At 67.0% G+C, this 21,088-nt stretch carries 24 protein-coding genes and 2 pseudogenes; 4 read left to right on the top strand and 22 right to left on the bottom strand.

Annotated elements, in window-relative coordinates; translation table 11 throughout:
* Nucleotides 1-206: 206 nt before the first annotated feature.
* A pseudogene (locus tag ACOCEP_RS28380) lies at nucleotides 207-476 on the bottom strand (site-specific integrase); the annotation flags it as partial.
* A 72-nt stretch (nucleotides 477-548) separates the two neighbouring features.
* Here ACOCEP_RS28380 and ACOCEP_RS28375 point away from each other — a divergent pair.
* The gene (locus ACOCEP_RS28375) at nucleotides 549-1,166 is read left to right on the top strand and encodes a DUF6624 domain-containing protein (protein WP_482332106.1); all 618 of its coding nucleotides are present in this window, start codon (nucleotides 549-551) and stop codon (nucleotides 1,164-1,166) included.
* Nucleotides 1,167-1,176: 10 nt separating this feature from the next.
* On the opposite strand, the gene ACOCEP_RS28370 is transcribed toward ACOCEP_RS28375, so the two are convergent.
* The 8 genes from ACOCEP_RS28370 to ACOCEP_RS28335 all read right to left on the bottom strand — a co-directional run bounded on the left by ACOCEP_RS28370 (nucleotide 1,177) and on the right by ACOCEP_RS28335 (nucleotide 6,561).
* Nucleotides 1,177-2,001: an SAM-dependent methyltransferase gene (locus ACOCEP_RS28370; RefSeq protein WP_482339838.1), complete on the bottom strand. Its 825-nt coding sequence runs from the start codon at nucleotides 1,999-2,001 to the stop codon at nucleotides 1,177-1,179.
* Between the two features lie 269 nt (nucleotides 2,002-2,270).
* A complete protein-coding gene (locus ACOCEP_RS28365; RefSeq protein ID WP_482332105.1) occupies nucleotides 2,271-2,945 on the bottom strand; it encodes an NYN domain-containing protein in 675 nt (224 codons plus the stop codon).
* A 156-nt stretch (nucleotides 2,946-3,101) separates the two neighbouring features.
* On the bottom strand, nucleotides 3,102-3,632 hold the full coding sequence (locus ACOCEP_RS28360) for a hypothetical protein (protein ID WP_482332104.1): 531 nt from the start codon (nucleotides 3,630-3,632) through the stop codon (nucleotides 3,102-3,104).
* A 47-nt stretch (nucleotides 3,633-3,679) separates the two neighbouring features.
* Entirely contained in the window at nucleotides 3,680-4,228 is a 549-nt protein-coding gene (locus ACOCEP_RS28355; protein WP_482332102.1) for a hypothetical protein, read from the bottom strand.
* 105 nt (nucleotides 4,229-4,333) lie between these two features.
* The gene (locus tag ACOCEP_RS28350; protein ID WP_482332100.1) at nucleotides 4,334-4,897 is read right to left on the bottom strand and encodes a hypothetical protein; all 564 of its coding nucleotides are present in this window, start codon (nucleotides 4,895-4,897) and stop codon (nucleotides 4,334-4,336) included.
* Between the two features lie 233 nt (nucleotides 4,898-5,130).
* Nucleotides 5,131-5,322, bottom strand: a complete 192-nt coding sequence (locus tag ACOCEP_RS28345; RefSeq protein WP_482332099.1) for a hypothetical protein — start codon at nucleotides 5,320-5,322, stop codon at nucleotides 5,131-5,133.
* A gap of 187 nt (nucleotides 5,323-5,509) precedes the next feature.
* A complete protein-coding gene (locus ACOCEP_RS28340) occupies nucleotides 5,510-5,872 on the bottom strand; it encodes a histone-like nucleoid-structuring protein Lsr2 (protein ID WP_482332098.1) in 363 nt (120 codons plus the stop codon).
* 206 nt (nucleotides 5,873-6,078) lie between these two features.
* Nucleotides 6,079-6,561, bottom strand: a complete 483-nt coding sequence (locus tag ACOCEP_RS28335) for an NUDIX domain-containing protein (RefSeq protein ID WP_482332096.1) — start codon at nucleotides 6,559-6,561, stop codon at nucleotides 6,079-6,081.
* Nucleotides 6,562-6,839: 278 nt separating this feature from the next.
* Here ACOCEP_RS28335 and ACOCEP_RS28330 point away from each other — a divergent pair, with 278 nt between their 5' ends.
* Nucleotides 6,840-8,057: a UDP-N-acetylglucosamine--N-acetylmuramyl-(pentapeptide) pyrophosphoryl-undecaprenol N-acetylglucosamine transferase gene (locus ACOCEP_RS28330; RefSeq protein ID WP_482332095.1), complete on the top strand. Its 1,218-nt coding sequence runs from the start codon at nucleotides 6,840-6,842 to the stop codon at nucleotides 8,055-8,057.
* A 22-nt stretch (nucleotides 8,058-8,079) separates the two neighbouring features.
* Here ACOCEP_RS28330 and ACOCEP_RS28325 read toward each other — a convergent pair whose 3' ends face one another.
* The 5 genes from ACOCEP_RS28325 to ACOCEP_RS28305 form a co-directional block, all read right to left on the bottom strand.
* The gene (locus ACOCEP_RS28325; protein WP_482332094.1) at nucleotides 8,080-8,730 is read right to left on the bottom strand and encodes a formyl transferase; all 651 of its coding nucleotides are present in this window, start codon (nucleotides 8,728-8,730) and stop codon (nucleotides 8,080-8,082) included.
* A complete protein-coding gene (locus ACOCEP_RS28320; protein ID WP_482332093.1) occupies nucleotides 8,727-9,926 on the bottom strand; it encodes a DegT/DnrJ/EryC1/StrS family aminotransferase in 1,200 nt (399 codons plus the stop codon). Before ACOCEP_RS28320 ends, ACOCEP_RS28325 begins: the two co-directional genes overlap by 4 nt.
* Entirely contained in the window at nucleotides 9,923-10,924 is a 1,002-nt protein-coding gene (locus tag ACOCEP_RS28315; protein WP_482332092.1) for a dTDP-glucose 4,6-dehydratase, read from the bottom strand. The genes ACOCEP_RS28320 and ACOCEP_RS28315 overlap by 4 nt, the downstream gene beginning before the upstream one ends.
* 66 nt (nucleotides 10,925-10,990) lie before the next feature.
* Nucleotides 10,991-11,566, bottom strand: coding sequence for a dTDP-4-dehydrorhamnose 3,5-epimerase family protein (locus ACOCEP_RS28310; protein ID WP_482332091.1), 576 nt, complete (start codon nucleotides 11,564-11,566; stop codon nucleotides 10,991-10,993).
* Nucleotides 11,567-11,602: 36 nt separating this feature from the next.
* On the bottom strand, nucleotides 11,603-11,968 hold the full coding sequence (locus ACOCEP_RS28305; RefSeq protein ID WP_482332089.1) for a hypothetical protein: 366 nt from the start codon (nucleotides 11,966-11,968) through the stop codon (nucleotides 11,603-11,605).
* Between the two features lie 109 nt (nucleotides 11,969-12,077).
* On the opposite strand from ACOCEP_RS28305, the gene ACOCEP_RS28300 reads away from it, so the two are divergent.
* Nucleotides 12,078-13,601, top strand: a complete 1,524-nt coding sequence (locus tag ACOCEP_RS28300) for a peptide deformylase (RefSeq protein ID WP_482332088.1) — start codon at nucleotides 12,078-12,080, stop codon at nucleotides 13,599-13,601.
* Between the two features lie 871 nt (nucleotides 13,602-14,472).
* Nucleotides 14,473-14,832 (top strand): DUF6210 family protein, encoded by a 360-nt coding sequence (locus ACOCEP_RS28295; RefSeq protein WP_482332087.1) that lies wholly within the window; start codon nucleotides 14,473-14,475, stop codon nucleotides 14,830-14,832.
* Nucleotides 14,833-15,076: 244 nt separating this feature from the next.
* Here ACOCEP_RS28295 and ACOCEP_RS28290 read toward each other — a convergent pair whose 3' ends face one another.
* The 8 genes and pseudogenes from ACOCEP_RS28290 to ACOCEP_RS28255 form a co-directional block, all read right to left on the bottom strand.
* Nucleotides 15,077-15,436 carry a hypothetical protein gene (locus ACOCEP_RS28290; RefSeq protein ID WP_482339837.1) on the bottom strand — a complete coding sequence of 120 codons (360 nt, stop codon included), beginning with the start codon at nucleotides 15,434-15,436 and terminating at the stop codon, nucleotides 15,077-15,079.
* Between the two features lie 36 nt (nucleotides 15,437-15,472).
* Nucleotides 15,473-15,781: pseudogene (locus ACOCEP_RS28285) on the bottom strand (DUF3558 family protein); the annotation flags it as partial.
* A 422-nt stretch (nucleotides 15,782-16,203) separates the two neighbouring features.
* The gene (locus ACOCEP_RS28280) at nucleotides 16,204-18,162 is read right to left on the bottom strand and encodes a hypothetical protein (RefSeq protein ID WP_482332086.1); all 1,959 of its coding nucleotides are present in this window, start codon (nucleotides 18,160-18,162) and stop codon (nucleotides 16,204-16,206) included.
* 418 nt (nucleotides 18,163-18,580) lie between these two features.
* Nucleotides 18,581-19,177, bottom strand: a complete 597-nt coding sequence (locus tag ACOCEP_RS28275) for a DUF3558 domain-containing protein (protein ID WP_482332085.1) — start codon at nucleotides 19,175-19,177, stop codon at nucleotides 18,581-18,583.
* Entirely contained in the window at nucleotides 19,174-19,905 is a 732-nt protein-coding gene (locus ACOCEP_RS28270) for a hypothetical protein (protein WP_482332084.1), read from the bottom strand. The genes ACOCEP_RS28275 and ACOCEP_RS28270 overlap by 4 nt, the downstream gene beginning before the upstream one ends.
* Nucleotides 19,902-20,285: a hypothetical protein gene (locus ACOCEP_RS28265; protein ID WP_482332083.1), complete on the bottom strand. Its 384-nt coding sequence runs from the start codon at nucleotides 20,283-20,285 to the stop codon at nucleotides 19,902-19,904. The genes ACOCEP_RS28270 and ACOCEP_RS28265 overlap by 4 nt, the downstream gene beginning before the upstream one ends.
* A complete protein-coding gene (locus tag ACOCEP_RS28260; protein ID WP_125734562.1) occupies nucleotides 20,282-20,593 on the bottom strand; it encodes a hypothetical protein in 312 nt (103 codons plus the stop codon). The genes ACOCEP_RS28265 and ACOCEP_RS28260 overlap by 4 nt, the downstream gene beginning before the upstream one ends.
* Complete coding sequence (locus ACOCEP_RS28255; RefSeq protein WP_482332081.1) at nucleotides 20,590-21,063, bottom strand: YbaB/EbfC family nucleoid-associated protein; 474 nt, start codon at nucleotides 21,061-21,063, stop codon at nucleotides 20,590-20,592. Before ACOCEP_RS28255 ends, ACOCEP_RS28260 begins: the two co-directional genes overlap by 4 nt.
* Nucleotides 21,064-21,088: the final 25 nt, after the last annotated feature.

Genomic DNA, 21,088 nt, shown 5'->3' with positions numbered 1-21,088 from the left:
TCACTCAGCTCGTTCGACGACCGACGGGCATCCGTGGCCACCGTCAGCAGCCGGAAGGCGCGTGGTGTCAACCACTTCACGTCGCTGGCGCGCGCAGCCTTGGCTTTGGCCGCAGCGACCGTGGCGACATCGCCGTGTCGGCCCCGCACCTCGCGCATCAGGACCGGGTTGACCTCAACAAATTCCTTGCCGGACGCCCACAGATACAGTTTAGTCAGCGCGGCCAACTCCCGGTTCCACTTTGACCCGCTGATCGTCTTCGGGTTCCGCGGCGACCAGCGGCGCCAATCCTCAAAGTCGAGCAAGTCGTCGGCCGTGGCCTCGGTCCATGTCTTTCCTCGGCTCCACAAGAAATTGAAGAACAAACAGCAATCGGTCGTATAGTTCCGTTTCGTCTCCGGCCTCAACCGCGCGAAACGCGACTTCGTAAAGTACAAGGTCAACCTGGCGTCGACCCGGCCTTCCGGATCCGTCATGAACGGATCTCCCGGATCGATCTGGCACTGCTGCTCACGATCGGCAAGATCACACCACCGATCAAGCACCGGATGCAGACCCTGAGGCACCGGCCTCGGGTCAGGTACCCAGTGCACTTCCCACAACGTCGACACACAAGCCCCTTCTACATACAACAGAACCAACTGCAACACGTAGATCAAACAGGGAAGACGTCGCATGAGGTCGATGCGCGCAACACGGCGTTCCTTGCCTCGGTGATCGAGCGTGTCGGCTGGCCTGGCACAGGCCTGGTGGGCTCGGCGGCCGCGCACGCGGCGTGGCTGCTCGCCCAGCACGCGCCCGCGGCGGAGCGGGCGCGCTGGCTTCCGCTGCTCGCCGCGGCCGTCGACCCCGACGACGACGTCGCGGTACGCGACCACGCCTACCTCGCCGACCGAGTCGCCACGGACACACGGCAACCACAGCGCTGGGACACCCAGTCCCTGTGCTTCCCCGGCAGAGGGTGCCGCCTTTACCCGCTCGATGACCCGGCCGGAGTGAACACATGGCGTCAGGCGATCGGGCTAGAACCGATCGCGAATGACGACCTGGCCGCCGCCTACTCCAGCTACAGCAGCATCGACGCCGTACGGGCATGGCCAGCCTGCCGCCTCCTCCCTCGTCGCCCGAGGACCGCACCGACGACCCGGCTGGCTAGAGGCAGGTAGGCCCGACCGGTCAGCGGGTGCGTGCCACTCCGGCGAGGCCACGCGACCGGGCGGCGTCCTTATCGGCTCCCGCCGTGTCGGGGTGCCATTGCGGCAGCCACACAAGACCGGGTTCGACCAATTCCAGGTCTCCGAAGAACTCGGCGATCTGCTCACGCGAGCGCATGATCGCGGCGTGATTGGTCCGGCGCCCGTACTCCCGCGCCACTTTCTCGCCCGCGTTCCGCGTCTCGACATCCTCCGGCGCGACGTGAATATGCGAGACCGCCAGGAAACTGCCCGGCGGCAGCATCGTGCGATGGAAACCGAGCGCGGCGTGCGGGTTCTGTTCGTCGGGCATGAAATGCAGCAACGCGACCAGCAGCAGCCCGATCGGCTGGGTCCGGTCGATCAAACCCGTGTCGAGCACGCGGTCCCACAGCAGGCGCCGGTCGAAGAAATCGGCGTCCAATGCCGCGTGCCGGTTCGGGTCCGCGGTCTGCTCGAGCAGGATCTGCGCATGCGCTCGGGCGATCGGTTCGTTGTCGATGTAGACCACCCGGCACTCACCCGGCGCCACCTCGTCGGCGACCTCGTGCACGTTGCCCTGTGTCGGCAATCCGGAGCCGATGTCCACGAACTGCCGGATACCTTGCCCGACCATGAAACGCACGGCACGGCCCAGGAACGCGCGGTTCGCGCGGGCGAAGTCCCGGATCTCCGGCAGCACCGCGAGCTGCTGCTCCGCGAAAGCCTGATCGACGGCATAGTTGTGCGTCCCGCCGAGCAGATAGTCATACACCCGCCCCACCGACACCTTGTCCACCGAAGCGGCCACACGGGCGACGTCATCCATGCTCATCGTGTTCCCCAAGAGTCTTCAGGTGGGCGGCGAGTACCGGCACACTACCGGTCCCGGGGACCACGCAAGGTCCGGATCACCCCGACGAGCGGATGCGGCCCGGCAGAACGAGGCACGGTCACGCAACGCGCGGTCCCGGACAAGTGGCCGATGCCGTCCGTGGGGCGGTTGAGCATGTGATGACCGGGCCGGAGTCGGTGTGCCGCCCGGGTGGCCGTGGTCATCCGCGGTAGAGCGCGCCAGCGGTCGTTCGACGGGCTCGATCAAGTGAGGGTGATGTCGCCGGCTGACCGGCCGACCGCTCGGACCCGATGCTCCAGCTGGCCCAGGAGTTCCCGGAAGCTGGCACAGCCGAAGTTGGCCTCGTCGAAGTCAGGGTCCAGAGCCAGCAGTTTCGATTTCAGCCATGAGGCTGTGGGGGCCGCCGTCGGGCACTGCTTCATCGCGGCCACCACCATCTTCTCGGCTTCGGCCAGCCGGAGGACCGGTGCAGAGGCCGGGCATGCCTCGGCCAGTTGTGGCTCCGTGTGCTCAATGATGGATCCCCACAGCTGATATTCCGAGCACACCGACACCAGGCGCGCACTGGCCGAGGTCTCCGCGCCGACGCCGATCACGGACTTGCCGAACTCCCGCAACTTCGACACCAGCGGCGAGAAGTCACTGTCCCCGCTGACCAAGACGAACGCGTCGACCGACGGGTGCACGATCAACGTCTCCATCGCCTCCACCGCCATCCGGATGTCCGCACCGTTCTTGCGGGACGGGCCGCGCCCCAGCTGGACCAGATCGACGCCGTTGCGCTCCAGCATCTGCTGGTCGCGGCCGAAGCGCGGGTCGGCCCAGTCGGCATAGGCCCGGCGGATCGTGGTCGGCCCGTACGCCCGGCACAACCACGTCAGTGCCGTAGCCGGCACCGGCTCATACCGATCAGGCACGGTCGAACCGGCCCCCAGAACCAGATTCTCGAAATCGACTAAACCGAGCTAGGGCAGTGAGTTTTGGCTCCTGACCTGCGGTTTCACGATGTCGACATGCGCGTGACGTATCGTCCGTCCGGCCGCGAAAGTTCGCTCGTTCGGGCGATCGGTGGGTCATCGATTCTCCAGGGCGCGCTGGAGTTTGAGGAGCAGTTCGGCCAATTCGTCAGGGGTGACGTTCATGGCCCCGGTGGCGTCGTTGAACCTGAGAAGTTCGCCTGCCTGGCTCCACGACATCGAATCGGCTCCGCCCTCGACGAGCGGTCCTTGGCGGCGGAGCAGCGGCGGCGGCATCGGACGGCCGAACGAACTCAGCATGTACCAAGTCCCGACCGCATCCAGGTCGTCGCTGCCGTCCTTGGGCGGAGGACGGTCGGCGACGAACAACGTCAGCATGCCGAAACGCCGATCCGCGCCGACGAGGTGACCGCTGACCGAGTCGTGCAGCATTCCCTTGCGGGGCAAGCGCCGCGCAAGGGACCACAGTGCCCGGATCGCGTCCTGCTCGGCCCGCGCGGCAGGGCTGAGGCGGGGCCGGTTGAAGTACCAGGACACCGCGATGCCGACGACGACCGCGCCGACCAGGAGCGCCCAGACAGGCGGATGCCAGATGTACCAGAGGCAGAAGCCGACAATCACGATCACCGCGAGGACACTGCCCTCCGCAATCGCAGTTCGGAGACGCGGTCTCATCAGATTGCTCGCCTGGCAGGCTGTCCGGGAGGCAGAGCGGTGTCGAGCCAGGCCAGGAACGAGGCCACGTTGCCGCCGAAATGTGTGCGCACTCGCGCTTGGACGGCCCGGATTTCGTGACCAGGCACGAAATCCCGCTCAGTGACCTGCTCACAGCCGCAGCCGCAGGGGCGGGTGCGCGCGCCTGCTTCCTCGGGCAGTTCGCCGTAGGTGACGGAGTTCTGCGAGTCGTTGGCCAGTGGGTCGTCGAGGGTGATGTAGCGGTCGTAGAGCGGGTGCCCGGGACCGAGGAGGTCGCCTCGGAGTTCCTTCCGGTCGTCGTGGGCGATCACGGCAGAGATTTCGGCGACAGCGCGGACATGCCCGTGGCCGACGACGAGCACGAATCGTTCCCGTCGGACCTTGCGATCACTGAGTTTCCAGGCCCCGCGGGCGGCTTCCCATGCCTCCCGCTCGGTCATGCGCGGGAAGTAGCCGATGTAACTTCGCCCCAACGGGTCCGGTTGAGGCGCGGGTCGGTAGTCGCCGAGTTTGATCCGCAGCACCATCACAACCTCCACCTGTCTCAGTCGCTACTCCATTGTCAACACTCCAACTATGCGCACCCTGCGGTCGTAGTTGCCCCTCTGCCTGGGTGAGTTAACCGGAAAGAGTTAAGCGGTCGACGGCGGGCCTCCGGGCAGGCCAGGCTCGGCAAGGAGCTGCGCTTCCAGGTCGGCGACTCGTTTGTCGAGGAAACGGGTGTTGTCGCGGGCTCCCTGAAGGCGTTCCCGCAAACGCTGGTTGTCCTGTTCGAGTTGGCGCACCTTCTGTTTCAAGGTGGTGTTCTCGGTGACGATTCGCTGGATTCCGTCTTCGGGCAAGTCCTGTTCCAGGTCGCGGATCCGGCCCAGGAGCTGACCGATGGTGTTGCGCTGCAAGGAGATCTCGGAGGTCGCGCGGGTGAGGGCGTCTTCGGCGTTGAGCGCCCGTTCCCGCCAGGACACCGCGATGTGCGCGGTCTGCTCCGTCCTGTCCTGCGCGCGTTGCCCCGCTGCCTCCGCGACGGCGGCTTCGACGAGCTTGCGGGCGTCAGGGTTCTGATAGAGGAACGTTCTGGAGACGTCGGGCCCGGCGGCTGACCGCGGCGACGGTGATCTTGGCGTGTCCGCGGCGCATCTGGCGAACGGTGACCTGGAGGCGATCGAGCATCTTCTCGACGGTGCCGCGGTGGGCAACGAGTGCGGCCGCGGTGCGGGTGGCGGACGGCGCGGTGGTCACGGTGTCTGTACCTCGTCGAGGTCGTTCTCCCCTACGTCGGCCAGGTCGGTGGCACGGAAGCCGGTGCTCCAGATGCGGTGGAAGTAGTCCTGCGGCCGCCGCAGATCCATCGCGAGGGCTTACATCACGAACAATCCGTTCATGATCGATTAGGCGCGAACGTAGCGAGCCAGAGCAAGATCCACAAACATCACGCAAACAGCAGTGCCAGGTTGGTTAAATCGATCAGCAACGCCACCTGCTGGCCACGATGACAGGGCGGGTTCCACCGGCCGAACACGCGCCGGCGGGCGGCTTCGGCTTCACGAACCAATCGGACGGCTTCCCGCTCATCATGCGCGCCGCCGCCCGGCGAGTTGTTCCCACACTGCGTCACAGCCACCGACGATAGGCGGGCACGCGGCCATCAGCGGCTACGCAGCGGCGAGTTCACCTGGTCGAGCGGTCGCCACCCGATGTGCCGCGTCCTCGTTGCGCTGGCCCGGCCTGCACGAGCCGCCCGCAGACCGGACGTCGCTCTCCTTCGGCGTCGGAAGGGACAACCAGCGGCACCCTCCGACGCCCTCCAGCTAGTTCTTCTTGTGGTACGCCTCGACGACCTCGGACGGGATCCGTCCACGATCGGACACCGCGAACCCGTTCTTGCGCGCCCAGGCCCGAATCGCCTGGTTCTGCTCACGATCAGCCGCCGTCGGCGCCTTGGACACCACCGCCAACGCAGCCACAGCCGGGGCCACGACCGCTTTACGTTTGCGTCCACCAGCCTTGCGACCGTGTTCGACGTACTGTTCGAAGATGTCGCGAAGTTCTTCCGCGTTCTCCTCGGACAGATCAATGTGGTACGTCACGCCGTCGAGACCGAACTCCACGGTCTCGGCCGCTTCCGTGCCGTCAATGTCGTCGACAAGACTTACCGAAACCTTCTGAGCCACGCCACGTCCCTCCAGAATGAGATGTTGAACGACAGAATAGTATCCCTAAACCAGACCCGGCTATACTTTGGCTTCATATTTCGAGGCGGTGACGGAAAACACTTGCCGTGGACATCCCCGCGATTCCGGTCCTGTGCGCTGTGCGGGTTCCACTCAGGACTGTTCATCCGGTCATCATCCTTGGCGAAACCGGAGTTTCGTGAGGCTCAGTCGCCGCCCTGGTCTGCTTGACGCTGCAGGATCGCGAGGATCTGCACACCTTGGAGCCGCGAATCCTCCGATACGCCGTCTGCGTCCGCGAGCTCCTCCGCGTCGAACCACTGCACATCAGACTCGGCATCATCGGAATAGTCACCGTCCGGCTCGGCGACGAACACGTGATCACGATGCAGGTGGAGCGCATTGGTGTGATTGTCGGGCCCGGCCGGGACCTCGGCGATCCACCACGGGGCCGCCATCGTCCGGTGAGGAAACCGGGCCGGAAGTGGCAGCGGCAGGAGCCTGCACCGTACCCCGGCCTCTTCGCGCACTTCGCGCATCGCTGTCTCGGCGATGGTCTCCCCCGGTTCCTGATGGCCACCGGCCGGCAAGGTGATGTGCAAGCGGTGATGCCAGACAAGCCCGATCACCCACCGCATCTGCCTGCGTTGCACCAGGAAAGTCGACGCTGTCTGCTCTGTAATCGTCACGAACCACGTTCCCATCTGCAAGCTCGCCTAGACAACCCTGTCACACTTTCTGGTGGCAGGTCAGCGTGTGCCAGCAGCACCTACACCGATGCCCGCGGCACGTCACACTCAATCCATGCTGGGTCCTTAATGGACAGTCTCGTTGCCGATGCTCGACAAGGTGTGAGTGGCCGTCATCCGCCATCGGTGCTTGTGGAAGAATCTCGCGCGGAAGCTGGCGTTCATGCCGGATCACGGTCGCCCCATCTCGGCAGGGCGAGAAACAGCGGGTTTTGACGATGACCAAGGACAACGCCGCACAAGCCGGCATCGAGCACGATCAGCAGCCGGAGCGGCGGGCGTTCCGGTTGCTGGTCACGGGCGGCGGGACAGGCGGGCACACCTATCCCGCACTGACCACCATCCGCACGCTGCAGGCTCGGTTGTCGGATCAGGGCAGGGCCGTCGAAGTGTTGTGGGTGGGAAACGCGGCCGGATTGGAAGCGCGCGTCACCGCCGATCAGGGGATCCCGTTTCAGGCGGTCGCCACTGGGAAGATCCGCCGTGCGCGCAACCCGCTGAAAATGTTGTCTCGGGCCAATCTGACCGATATGGCCCGGGTCCCGCTCGGCGTGGTGCAAGCGCGGTCGGCCGTGGCGGCGTTCCGGCCTGATGTCGTGCTGGCGACCGGCGGCTACGTCGCCGTGCCGGTCGGGGTGGCAGCCCGGGTGCGTGGGCGTCCGCTGGTCATTCACGAGCAGACGTTGCGGCTGGGCTTGGCGAACCGGGTACTGGCCCGGATGGCGGCCCGGGTGGCGGTGTCGTCGGATTCGACCCTGCCGCTCCTGTCGCCCGCCACGCGGAAGCGAGCTGTCGCGACGGGGAATCCGGTGCGTGCGGAGGTGCTCGCGGGCGACGCTGATCGGGCGGTGAAGGCGCTCGGCGTGCGGGGTTTCGATCGGGCGCTGCCCACGGTGTATGTCACCGGTGGCGCGCAGGGCGCCAGGCAGATCAACGAGCTCGTCTCGGCGATCCTGCCGTGGCTGCTGGAGCGGGCTAACGTCGTCCACCAGTGCGGCACAGCGGCCGTGGAGGGCCAGCGGGAGCGCGCGGCCGCGTTGCCCGCGGATCTCGCGGCCAGGTATCTGCCGGTCGACTTCATCGGCGTGGAACTGCCTGATGTGTTCGCCTTGGCCGACGTGATCATTTCGCGCAGTGGGGCGGGGACGATCGCCGAGGTGACCGCGCTGGGCACGGCGGCGGTGTTCATTCCGTTGGCGTCCTCGGCGGGTGGCGAGCAGGCCCACAACGCGCGGCATCTCGCCGACAAGGGCGCCGCGGCAGCGCTGCTGGGCGCCGACGTCACGGCGGCGGACCTTCAGGACGCGGTGGCGCCGCTGCTGGCCGATCCGCAGCGCCGCCGCGCCATGGCCGATCTCGCCCGCGCGCAGGGCAGGCCCGACGCCGCGGATCGGCTCGTCGACGTCGTTCTGGAGGCCGCGCGGGAGCGTCGGTGATCGTAGGCGTTGGCCGGTGTTGTCAGCGGCGGGATCGCGTCGTGGTCCGGGTCCAGCCGTCGCGGTCGCCGAGCAGGTGGCTGTCTCGCCGGTAGTGCGTGGTCGCCCTGGTCTCGTCTTGGGGTGTTGGGGTGATGGCGTCGAGTCGGGGCAGGGTGTCGGTGATGAGGCGGCGCCCGTGGTCCATGGCGCGGGACCAGACGTCGGCGACCTCGTCGACGCCCGGCCAGATGGAGAACAGGGCTTCGGCGAGGACGGGGCCGGAGTCGATGCCGGAGTCGATGACGTGGATCGTGATGCCGGCGAGGGTGTCGTGGTTGTGTAATGCCCAGTTGACCGGGCGGGCGCCGCGGTAGGCGGGTAGGCGTCCGGGGTGGCAGTTGAGGATGTGCGGGGTGCTGTCGATCAGGCTGGCTCCGATGATTTTGTCGTAGAGCACGCTGAACACGAGATCGCACCGGCCGGGTTCGAGGTCGCGCCAGTCACCGGAGCGCAGCACGCGTGTGCGCGGCCAGTTCTGTTCGACGGCTCGGGAGAGGCTGATGTCCCAGCCGGGCTCGGGCGTGTTGGGGATGACCGTGTCCAGGACGGTGCCGGGCAGCGCGGCGATGACCTCGCAAGCGTGCACGGCGAGGGTTCCTTTCCCGAGTACGGCGGCGCGGCGCTGAGTCACCGTGGCGCCTCCAGGTGATCCGGAGTCTGCTCGGGTGCGGTCGCCTCGGAGTCGATCGTGCTGGCGGCGAGGCGGAGTGTTTCGCGCAGGGCCGCCGCGACGGTGTGCACGTCGTTCGCGGTCATGGCGGGATGGAACGGCAGGGTGAGGATCTGCCGCCACAGCGACTCCGACCGCGGGAGCGGGCTGGCCCAGGCGCGGAACGCGGGCTGGAGATGGTTGAGCGGGTAGTGCACGCCGACGGCGATCTCGGCGGCCCGCAGCCCCGTGTGGACTGCGTCTCTCAGTGGCGCGGGAACGAGGACCGTGCAGGTGAACGGCACGGTGTTGGCGACGTCGAGGTCGACCACGGTGACGTTCTCGATCTCGCGCAGCGCGGTCTCGTAGGTGGTCCAGAGGTTCTTGCGGCGGGTTTCCATCTCGGGGAAGCGGGCGAGCTGGACCCGGCCGATCGCGGCGTGCAGCGTCGAGAGGTGGTAGCGGAACCCGGTGTCCTCCACGGTGTAGGACACCGCGGCGCCCCGATCGGCCCGGGACCTGGCGATGCCCAGTGCCCGAGCCCGGCGCAAGGCCGCGGCCTCCCCTGCGGTCCGGGGGACGACGGCCCCGCCGTCGCCGCAGGTGAGTGCTTTGATCGCGTCGAAACTGAAGCAGGTCAGGTCCCCGGTGGCTCCGACACGCAGCGGACCGAGGCGCGAGCCGAAGGCGTGTGCGGCGTCCTCGACGATCGCGATGTCCCGGGCGGCGAGATGCTGGCGCACGCTGGTGAGGTCGACCGCGCGGCCGCCGTAGAGGACCGGCATGACCGCGCGGGTGGCCGGTGTGAGGGCGGCGAGGAGGTGGTCGGCGGTGGTGCACAAGGTGGCCGGGTCGACGTCGATGAACCGGGGCCGGGCGCCGCAGGCGAGGATGGCCTGGACGCTGGCGCAGAAGGTCAGCGATGGGACGACCACCTCATCCCCTGGACTGATCCCGGCGGCCAGGAGCGCCAGGTGCAGCGCGGCGGTGCCGGTCGCGACGGCGACCACGTCCGGCACGTCGAGGTAGGCGGCCAGCTCGCGTTCGAAGGCTTCGGTTTCCGCGCCGTGCCCGTACTGGCCGCTCTCGAGCGCGCGGGCCACGGCGGTGATCTCGTCGCCGTAGAGGAAGGGCCGGGCGTTCGTCTGGGGGCCGCCCGGTGCCGTCACGACGGTCATCCGCCGACCGCCGCGAGCTCGGCGTTGACCGGTTTTCCCGGGGCGTCGGCCGCGGGCCAGCGATCGACGTTGCCGCGATACCAGTGGACGGTCTCGGCCAGACCGGACACCAGGTCACGCTGGGGCCGGAAGCCGAGTTCGGCGATCTTGCTCCAGTCCATTGCGTAGCGGATGTCGTTGGCGGTGCGATCCGCCACGGTGGTGACCGCGTCCCAGCCGGCGCCGACGATGCGCAGCAGGCGCCCGGTGAGTTCCAGGGTGGTGAGGTCGGTTCCGCCGGCGATGTTGTAGATCTCGCCGGGGACACCGCGGCGCAGGACCAGTTCGATCGCCCGGCAGTTGTCCTCGACGTGCAGCCAGTTCCGCAGGTGCTGCCCGTGACCGTGCACGGTGACGGGCTCGCCGGTGAGGAGCTTGCGCAGGAACAGCGGGATCAGCTTCTCCGGGTGCTGGCGGGGACCGTAGTTGTTGGAGCTGCGGGTGATGCAGACCGGTACGCCGAAGCTGACGAAGTACGACATGGCCATCAGGTCGCTGGCCGCCTTGCTGGCCGCATACGGGACCGTGGGCCGCAAGGGGGCGTCTTCACCGGCTGCGCCGGTCGGCATCGGCCCGTAGACCTCGTCGGTGGACACGTGCACGAACTTCTGGATACCGCAGCGCATCGCTGCGTCCAGCAGTGTCTGAGTACCCATCACGTTCGTGCTGACGCTGTTGCCGACATCGCGCAAGGACCGGTCCACATGGGACTCGGCGGCGAGGTGCACGACCGCGGAGTGGCCGGGCAGGAGATCGCCGACCAGGCCGGCGTCGCGGATGTCGCCTTCGACGAACCGCAGTTTCGGGGAGTCCATGGCGGCGGCGAGATTCCGGCGGTCGCCGGCATAGGTGAGACTGTCCAGGACGGTCACCTTGTCGATCTGGTCTGTCTGGATGAGACGGTCGACCAGGTGAGAGCCGATGAATCCGGCGCCGCCCGTCACGAGCACTCTGTGCATGATCGGTCCAATCTGTCTCGACGTGGTCGATGGAGCAATCGTTGTGCTGAACTGAATTCCGGTTCGTCACTGCGTGTATGCAGGGAGAATCCCGGCCCGTTCGGCGTCGGCCAGCCGGGGCGCGCTGCGATCCTTGGCCGACTGGTTCAGGGGTACCTCAGGTGGCCAGGTGATACCGAGGTCCGGGTCGAGCGCCTGGACACGGACCTCTCGGGCCGGATCGTGCGGCTGGGACAGCAGGTACATCACCGTCGAGTTCTCGACGAGGGACAGGAACGCGTGGCCCAAGCCCTCGCCCAGATACAGCGAGACGTCATGGTCGTCGTCCAGCTGCTCCATATGCCAGTGCCCGAACGTCGGGGAACCGACGCGCACGTCAACCACGATGTCCAGCACCGCACCGCGAACGCAGGTGACGTACTTGGCCTGCCCGGGCGTCCCGGTGACGACGCTGATCCCGCGCAGCACTCCCCTGCCCGAGACCGACACGTTGGCCTGCCGCGGCCGCCACGTACCGCCGGTGGCAGCGTTCACGACGTCGGCCCGGTAGCACTCCCGCAAACTCCCCCGTCCATCCTCATGGCGCGGGTTCTCGATCTTCCATGCGCCGGGGAGCGGCAGCGGCGTGACGTGGGTTCCCATGCCGGGCGGGCCTCCTTCGATCCGAGCTCGTTCGAGTCACGCGGCGGCGATGACGCCCAGGCCCGATGTCAGGCGGTCACGCCCTGAAAACGGCCGTACCGATAGGTCCAGCGTCCCGTGCATCGCGACGATCTCGTTGTCCACCAGCACCTCGTGCGGCTGGTCACGCAACCACTGCGCGCACGCGTCGCAGACCTCGAAACGATTACCGAGATCGCGGAAACTCACCGAGCCGATCAGCTCAGCCAGGTGCGCGAGCCGGTACCCGAACACCAGGTTGCACACCGGATGGACCTGGAAGTAGCCCTCCTGCGCCAGATCGATCGCGAGGTAGGCGTGACGCCGGCCGTCTCCGGCGTACACGCGGATCACCACCCTCTCGCGCTTCCCGCTGCCCGTCATCGCATCCCCGTTCCGTCGTGTCACTGCGGGAAGGACACCGCGGAGGTCGGGTGTGCCTCTAGGCTGAGCGACGACTCACGGTGCGTTCACGCACACTCACGGTCCCCAGATGGCGGAGGCGACGATGACGACGGGCACGACCAGCGGCGGCACCCCGGATGCCGAGATGAACGTCTTCGCCGTCGAACTCGAACGCTGGCGCGACGTCCGCGGGTTCTCCCGCACCGCCCTGGCCAAGGCCATGGGCTACGACCGCTCCTACGTTTCCAAGGTGCTCTCCGGCACCGAACGGCCCTCGGAAGCGTTCGCCGGACACGCCGAGGCCGCACTCCGCGCCGGCGGCGCCCTGCACGCCGCCTTCCGCGACTACGAAGCCCATCGCCCCGCACGGACGCGCCCCCCTCTCCCGCCCCTGACCGAGACCCCGGCCGGAACCGGGAGCCTGGTGGTCGACCACGACGACGCCACCCTCCGCTACGACGACGGCGTCTACCGGCTCACCCAGCGTCGCCACCTGGTCAACCACGGCACCGAGCCGATCACCCGTTACCTGATCCGCATCTCCGTCGACCGCTTCCCCGGTGACCCCGAACGGTCCAACCAGCTCTACTCCGAGAACCCCTTGACCTGGGACGAGATCGACCTGCACGCCTGGCACGGCCGCGGCCGCGCGAACCCGATGGCTTGGACCGCCCACCACGACCGGGACGCGTTCAAGGAAGTGTGGCTGCTCTTCGCCGGGCAGCACGGGCACTTCCCCCTGTATCCCGGCGAATCCTGCTGGATCGAATACGAGTACACCGTCAGCGAAGAACACTGGGGAAACTGGTTCCAACGCGCCGTCCGGCTACCCACCCGCACCCTGTCGGTCTGCCTGGACTTCCCCGCCGACCTCGCCGCTTCGGTCTGGGGCCTGCACACTTCCATGACCGCGCAAGCCATGCCCTTCGCCACCGCGATCGGCCGCGACGACACCGGCGACCGGCACGTCTTCTCCTGGTCCTGCGAAGACCCGCCACTGCACGCCCGCTACCGCCTCGAATGGGACTTCCGCGGCCACGCCACACAGACCGACGGCCCACCGCCGAAACCGAGCGAGGTCATGGCATCCCTCGGCATCGTGCAAGACACCGACCCCGCACTCCGCCGCATCGCCCGCCGCTTCGACCTCCCGGCCGAAGCCGAGGACGCCCGCCGCGTCGTGACCGCGCTGAACTCCGCCTGCGAACGCGTCGCCCAAGCCCACACCTTCGGCAAAGGCATGGGCATCGCAGCACCACAGATCGGCATCGACCGCGCCGCCGCCATCGTCCGCACACCCGACGGTGAAGCGATCACCCTGTTCAACCCCACCATCATCGAAGCAGGCGGAGACATCGACGACCAATACGAAGGCTGCCTGTCCTTCTTCGACGTCCGCGGGCAGGTCCCACGCGCGCACATCGTCCACGTCGAACACACCACCATCGACGGCCAGACGAAAATCACCATGTTCGAACGCGGCGTCGCCCGCCTCGTCGCCCACGAGATCGACCATCTGCACGGCACCCTCTACACCGACCACATGCGAGCCGGAGTCAACCCCATTCCTGTCGAGCAATACCGCGGCACCGGCACAACGTGGAAATACTGACCCGCCGCTACTCGAAACGGGGCCCACCCATGGCCGGCGCCGTCCCGCCTGGCCAACCACGCGCGCGACCGAGGGCCACGCTGCCCGGCCCTCGCGGCTGGACAGTTCCCACCGCTGTTGTCGCCGCGTTGGACGCCGCCAGCAACGGCGCCATGATGGCCGCACCCGGCCACCATGGGCTGCGAGCGCTCGGGAATGGGCCGCAACAACTCGACCTCGTCAGCGGGGCTCGTGGTGCCACGGTGTCCCAACACGACACGGGGGTGTGATTGCGGTGCCAGAGCAGTCCGAGAAGGCCCTGCGCTGGGTGACAGACACGGTGGGAGGCGGCGTCCGAGTGGCCGCAGTTACTGGCTTGCGAGAGGGAGCCAACCTGTGGTTGTTGAGGTTCGAACCTGCCGGCCGAGTCGAGGCGGCCGTGCTACGACTCGGGGAACCCACCGATCCCGAGCATTGCGAACGGTTTGCCACCGAGGTGGCGGCGCTGCGAGTTGCTTGCACAACTTTCGTGGATGCTGCCCGACGCGCATCGGCTGTCGGACCTGCCTCCTTGAGAACTCATTGCAATGGCCACGAGACGCCGCTCACGGCAAAGGGTGTTGCTCAATCCGGATATACCTCGAGTCAGCCAGGTCGTCCATAGACGGCTCGTCGACGCCATCGGACTCACGGCGTGCCCGCAACGATTTTACCGCAGCCGTGCTGCCAGCACTGGCCGCCTTGAGCCAGAACCTTTCAGCTTCTTCATACTCGCCTCGCCGGTCCAGTAGCACGCCGACGCCGTACATCGATGCCGGATGTCCGCCTTCGGCGCCTTTCCGCCACCATTGCTCAGCCTGACGGGACGGCCACCGGATGGCTGTATGTGATCGTGGAGGCTCAGACGGGGGTCTTCTACCAGCAGCAGTACGGGGGAACGGCCTGTCGGCAGGGGCAGCTCGAAGGTTTCCTCGTCCCCGTTGCCGGCGCCGATGCCTTGGACGCGCTTCGTGACCTGTTCGAGAAGGACTTCCGTGGCGCAGGCACCTGGAACTACTCGTGGCCGGACGATGAGCGGGACCGGCTGGGCCGGATCGTCGTCGGCATCTCGTACTGGGCATGCAACGGACACACCGAGGAGCCGCACGATCTTCGGCTCGACGACAGCCGAATGCGTGAGGTAGACGAGGCATGGGTACCAGTACTCACTCCGGACGGCCCTGGGGTGCTGGTCTGGCCCAACTCCGACTGAGAGCCGACACGCCCGCTCTTCGGCAGAAGAGGACGCTCAACGAACGGGCCCGCTCAGCGGCATGAGCGAACGGGATGTGGCGGTCGAGCGGTGTCGTCAGGGTGTGAGTTCCTGGATGGCAGACAGTTCGTCCGGTGGAGGGCCGGGATGCACGATGCCCAACCGGTGGTGGCTCTGGTCATGGCGATTCTCGATAAGGTGGAAACGCGCCGCCATGTTGCACCCACCTGCGGCTGGATGGCACTTAGCCGCGGTTGCGTTCGTGTGCACTGGTCAGCGCGCTCGACAGTCTCGAGACCTCATCGTCGGAGCCGCTCAGGTTCGGCGCGACGAGCTGAACGGACGTAAATTTCCCTCCGCTGCAGGCTTGTCCGTTGATGGCTTTGGGGTTCTCCCGAGTGGGAATCAGATTCACGGTGCTGAAGCTGCCGGCCGGTTGCCCTTGAACCTCCAGCAGCATTGAGAACAGCTCACAGGCACGATCCGGCGCGATCTCGTTGCCTGAGGCGATCAGGTCGCGAGCCGCTTCCAGTTTTCGAGCCGTCTCCGGGTCGTCGAGCAGTCCCGACTTCTTCACCTGCTCTATTGCCGCGGGCAACTGCATTGCCCACGTTCCGGCTGACGCACCGATTACCTGGACGCGATCCCCGGCAGGCGTCTCCCAGTGACACGCGGGCAATCCGCCGACAGCCAAAGGCTTCGGATCCGACACCTCTCCGGTAAGCATCGACAGCTCAGCCGGTGTGAGAAGTTCACACAAAGCGTCCGGAGTGGCCGTCTTGGCTGCTGGGTCAGCGGATGACGGGGTCACACTCTCGGCGACTTTGCCTTGCGGCGCCGAACCAGACTTGTCCGACGAACACCCAACTAGCCATAGTCCAGCCGACACTGCGACAAACACTGCGATTCGACCGGCTCTCAGATAGCCGAGGCACTCCACGTTTGACATCTTCCGCTGATCTCCCCCATTCAAAGTGAACAGAGGCTATCAGGACTGCGGTTGCGAACAGGCTGGGAGCGTGTTGACGGACATGTGAAGAGAATGATCGCGTGTCCGACGACCACCTGAGCGTGATGGAACGCCAACAAGGACGGAGTTGCCCCTCGTGGGCACCGCCGCCGCCGCTGTGGCCGGGCAGCATGGGCTGTCCACCCGCCTGCCCAAGCGTCCTCATCGCGGCATGACAGGACGTTCGCTTTTGATCGATCGCCCTTGGCGCGGCTCGGGCGCGTGTCGCGCTCACTTCGATCGATGTCCACCGCCGCAGGGCCTCCGCTCCGATGACCACGCGGACCCGATCGTCCCCCGCCATGCGCGCTCCTGAACAGGCCGACACCTGCTCACACCTATCCCGTCCCGCGACTCCGAGGTCACCCGCGCCAGGTCAGCTGCAGGTGGCGCTGAATCTCGCGGTGTGGGAAGCGCAGCGCGCTGCCCGCCGGATGCAGCAGCCGGTTCTCGGCGGCCCACCGCAGAAACTCGACGTACCGCCGGGGCCCACGTTCCTGCCGAGCGATCTCTCGGAACAGCAAACGGTACTGAAGGACTGGCATCCCACCGAAGACGAGCCAGGTGCTGCCGATGTTCAGAACGGCCAGCGGCAAGCAGAACACCACGGCGTACTCCAACCCGGCCGGCAACGAGAGAGCAAACCGGACCGCCGTAACCGGCAACCCGATAAGCAGCGCCGCCCGCCAGGCATTCATCAGCGAGCGCCGCAGACGGACCCCGGGCGCGGTCCTGGCCCGGTTGGACTCCGCCACCGACCGCACAGTCAAGGCGAGCACGACCGGAGCGGCATACACAAAGACCGCCCCCGTGGTCACGACCACCGGCACGGACACTGGCGATCTGCCAAGCGCGGCCGCCAGCACCATGGTGCCCGCGAAGATCAGAATCCCGGTGATCCCTAACCCGACTGGCCAGCGACCCCGCACCCGCCACGTAAGCCTGATCGGCTCGCCTGGGACCAGGTGATTCATCCGGAGGGTGTAAGAGGTCGCGAACAAGATCACGAACGAGTGAAAGACCAGTTGGGGCAGGCTGCGCAAGGCGGCGGCATCGGCAGTAACGACCACGCCCCCAACCAGGACAGCGACCGCCGTGGCGATCATCGTCCGGCCAGTACGGCTGATCAGGTTCGCGTTGTCTCCAGGTTCCAGCACAGCGGGCAACCACGAGGCGGCGATGCGGTCGACGTAAAACTCCCGCGCACCGCGCATGGACATCCACGCCGCTAGCCAAGCCAGCCACCGGCGTGCGTCGTCGCCGCCCGTCGCACCCGGCGGACGGCCACCTCGGGCGATCAGGGCATCGACGTAGAGCCCCAGGACCTGCCTGCGCCGATCCTTGTGCCGGCTCACAAGCCGCAGAGGCCTCGTGGGTGCGATCGCAGCCAGGGTCGCGATCGCACCCAACATCAGTGGCTCGCGCACCATCGACCACCACTGCGAGTCTTTCTCCGACACCGCGACGACAGAGTCGGCTGCGGCGCTGCCAAGCGCTTTCAGGTAGGCCACGGCCTCGTCGCGACTCGGCTTGCACACCTGCACCGCGAGCCCGATCGCCGCGGGCGCATCGAGCCCTTCGAAGTCCTGTTCGCGGCACGCGACTACCACGGGACACGCGCCCGCATCCAGAAACCTGTCCAGCGCCGCGAGGAAATCGGCCTTTCGCCCGCCCGCGTCCTCAAGCGCGTCGACCAAGAGCACAATGGCGCGAGCCGACACCCACTTGCGCGCGACTGCCGGGGGCACTCCGGGGTAGGCGTCGGCCACTGCCCCGGGCAGCCAGGTCTCAAGCCTGCCGCCCGTCCATGCGCCTGGGGTGACCACGACGGGGACCACCGGCTCGTCCCGACCTTGCTCGGCCACGCACAAACGCTCGCACAGCTCGTTGAGCAGAGTGCTCTTGCCCCCGCCGCCGGCGCCGAGAAGCAGCATGGCCCGGCCGGCGCCGTCGAACGCCGCGCCGACGTCGGCGAACTCCTTCGCGGCAACCCCGGTCTTGCGAAAACTGGCTACGTCCGGCCGGCTGCGCAGCACGAGCGGCAGTCGCGGCACCTCCGCAAACACCCGGTCGAGCTCGGCGCGGCTTGCGGCCGCGATCTGCCGGACCCAGAGGCCGCGGGCCACCCGGTCGCGGACCTCTGGGCTCGACAACCCGGCCCACCACCCTGCCACCATCGCAGCCAGTGCGCTGGGGACTGCAGCGATGCCGATCGCGTCGCCGCTGGACTTGTCCAGAGCGGCGTCGCAAAACCACCACGCCGCGGCGAACACAGCCGTACCGAGGAGGACGGCGAGTGTCCATCGCTTCCACCGTGCCACCGTTCCTCCCGGAAAGCTTGAGCTGCGATATCGCCGCGCCCCCGATCGCGTCCTGTGCGCGCTCGAGCACGTCCAAGGCTTTCATGCTGGCGTTGCCGAGTGTCGACGTCGGTTCGTTCCCGCCAACGGCATCGTCGACACCAGCACTCCGGCGTCACCGAAGTGCATCGGCACAACCTGGCCGGCCAACGCGACTCCCTTGCCACCGATACCTCAGCCAGTCGCTTCTCGTGGCCAGGGTGTTACCCCAGACATGCCCGACGATGCGCAAAGCCAGAAGCGTCCGGTCATCGGCAGAAGCGGACGTTCGGTGACCGCCGCGCGGTACCTCGTCCTCCACAACTGCGGTGCGTCCGGTCGGCAGGCCGCACGTGTCTGACGGTGCGGGTGAACACTTCTCTGAACTAGTCCGCTGTGCTTAGCTGCGGAGGTTGTCGATGACGAACTCGGCGATCTTCTTGACCGCGCCGCAGGGATCGGCTTGCCATGGGCCGGCTTCCGGTTTCCCCCACGTGTTGGCTTTGATGTGTACCAGCGTGTTGTCGTCGACACCGAGAGCCAGCCTGCACGCCAGCGGCCCCTGGTCCCGCCTGCTCGGGATGTTCTCTTTGATTTCCACGATCACGGCCGGGTAGCCATTGATCGTGACCTCTTCCCAGTGGTTGCCGGTATCGCGGCCAAGCGCACGATCGCTGTACAGCGTGCGGATGCTCTCCCGCACCGGCGGAAACCACGATGTCGTCACGTCGACCGACGGACCAAGCACGATCAGGCATTGGCCTTCCCGGGTCTGCTCATGCCTGCCCTCACCGAAGCCGATGCTCTCCAGCTGCTCCACCGTGATCGCCGAGCACGGATCGGCGATGAACTTGGCGCCGTTCAAGGGCGCCGGGATCGGCGGGACCGACACCGACGGTTCGGAGGGCGAAGGTGGCGGGCTCGTTCCACAGCCGGCCAGCACCACCATGCCGCCGGCCATCAGTGTGGCGAGCCCGCGGGCCAGACGTCGTGTCACGAAGGATCGGCCCCCGGTTTGATCCGCCAGCGACGGGGCTCCCCGACCACCTCGACACTCGTGCCGACATCCGGGATCTTGGGGAAGTTCGTTTCGATGACCGTCAGCTCGAAACCGCTCCCGATCAGCGCCTCGACAGAGGTGATCATGCCGGAGATGAGCGCGATGCAGTCACGCCAGAACTTCTCGAACGCCGAGTTGACCGCGTCCACGAAATCCTTGACCGCGAGAACCGCCAGCGGCGGAAGAGCTGTCGACGCGAGCAGGATTCCGAACTTACCGGCCAGCGCCGACAGATTGGACGCACAGTTGCCGAGCGCGACTAACAGGTTCTTATAGGTCGCGATCACCGTTGTCGCGACCGTGCTCATCGTTTTGGTCAGGCTCGCGATGGAGACCTGGCCCTTGTTCAGACCATCGACGACCATCCCCGAGTACATCGAGAACTGATCGTAGGCATCCCCATGCCAGGCGGCCGCCAGCGAAAGCTTGGCGTCATTGACGACTTCAGCCGCTTCCTTCAGCGCACTCTCCCTGGCAAACACCTCTGCCAGTCTCAACGTCTTCTTCAGGTCGCCGGCGACGAACACGCGAAGCTTGTCGAGCAGTCCGATGATCCCGTTCGCGCCGATCAGGTTCGCGTAGTCCCGGATCTTCTGGTCCGCGGCCTCCGGATAGCTCATGGTGGCGAGTTCCGCGGCGGCCTGGCCCGGGTCGGGGGTGGTCACTTGATCTCACCCTCCAGCATTTTCATCCGCTCATACGTTTCCTGATCGAGCTGCTCGTAATGGTTCGCGGCCTTGCCCAACGCCGCGCTCAGCACGGCGAGCTGAGTTGAATTCTCGGCCGTGATCCGCTGAATCGCGTCGATGGCCGCGTTGTACCGGTCCACCGTCCCCATCCCGTTGAGCCCCGGCATGATGTTCGTGACCGTTCCCGGCAAGCCAAGGTCGTATGGGCCGAGCGCGACATCCGCCAAGTCCACCACCGCGAAGTCCTGCAGCAGCCCCGCCGCGTCCGCGATCGCGTCGGCCGCGGCCCGCAGCTTCTCCGGATAGACGTGATACCCCTGACCGGCCCCAGGGTCGAACGGATCCGGAACACTCATACCAGCCGCTCCTCATCCCGGACGGCCGCGATCGCCGCGTCATAGCGCTGGGCCGCGGTCTCCTCGGCCCGCTGGATCCCCAACAGCAGCTGACGAGACAGGCTCGCCGCGCTGTAGGCCTTCATCGCGGCCACGTCCACCTGCACGTCGACCAATTCACCGGCCCCGGTCACCGTCACCGACCCCAGCTCACCGGGCAACGCCCACGTGACACGATCCCGCGCCGCAGCCACCGAGGCCTGCTCGACCACGGCCACCGTCGCGTCGATCTCCCGCGCCAGGTGATACAGCTCGTCCTCGTAGCTCACCAGCGATCCCGCCCCTCATCCTCGAGATCAGCGTCCAGGAAGTCGAGCTGATCGAAACTCTCCTCCTCGACCTCATCGGTATCCCGGCGCACTGCGCGCGGCTCGGCTGCCGTTCCAGCTCTGGGCGCAGGCGGCGGAACAGAATCGTCCCGATGCCCGGTCACCGATCCGCGGCCCGGTTCGGGAACCCATTCCTGGTCCTTGTCCACCACCGCGCGCATCTTGACGACGCCGACCTGCGCGGCCTCACGCCGAGCCGCCGACACCGCTTCCAGCACCGCGGGCCCCAGCCGCTGCGGATGCGTACTCCGGATCACATGATCCGCGATCGTCAGATCCACCAGCTTGCCCTGACCAGTCACCACCGCCGACGCGATACCGTCAGCCGATCTCCCGGTAAACCGGGCCTGCTCCAGCTCAGCATCAAGCTCACCAGCCTGCTGCCGCAGCTTGGCCACATTCAACGACACGCCGGCTCGCCCTCCCCGTCGCCCG

It is taken from the genome of Amycolatopsis sp. CA-211722, assembly GCF_056828465.1.
This window is presented reverse-complemented; position numbering and strand designations above follow the sequence as displayed.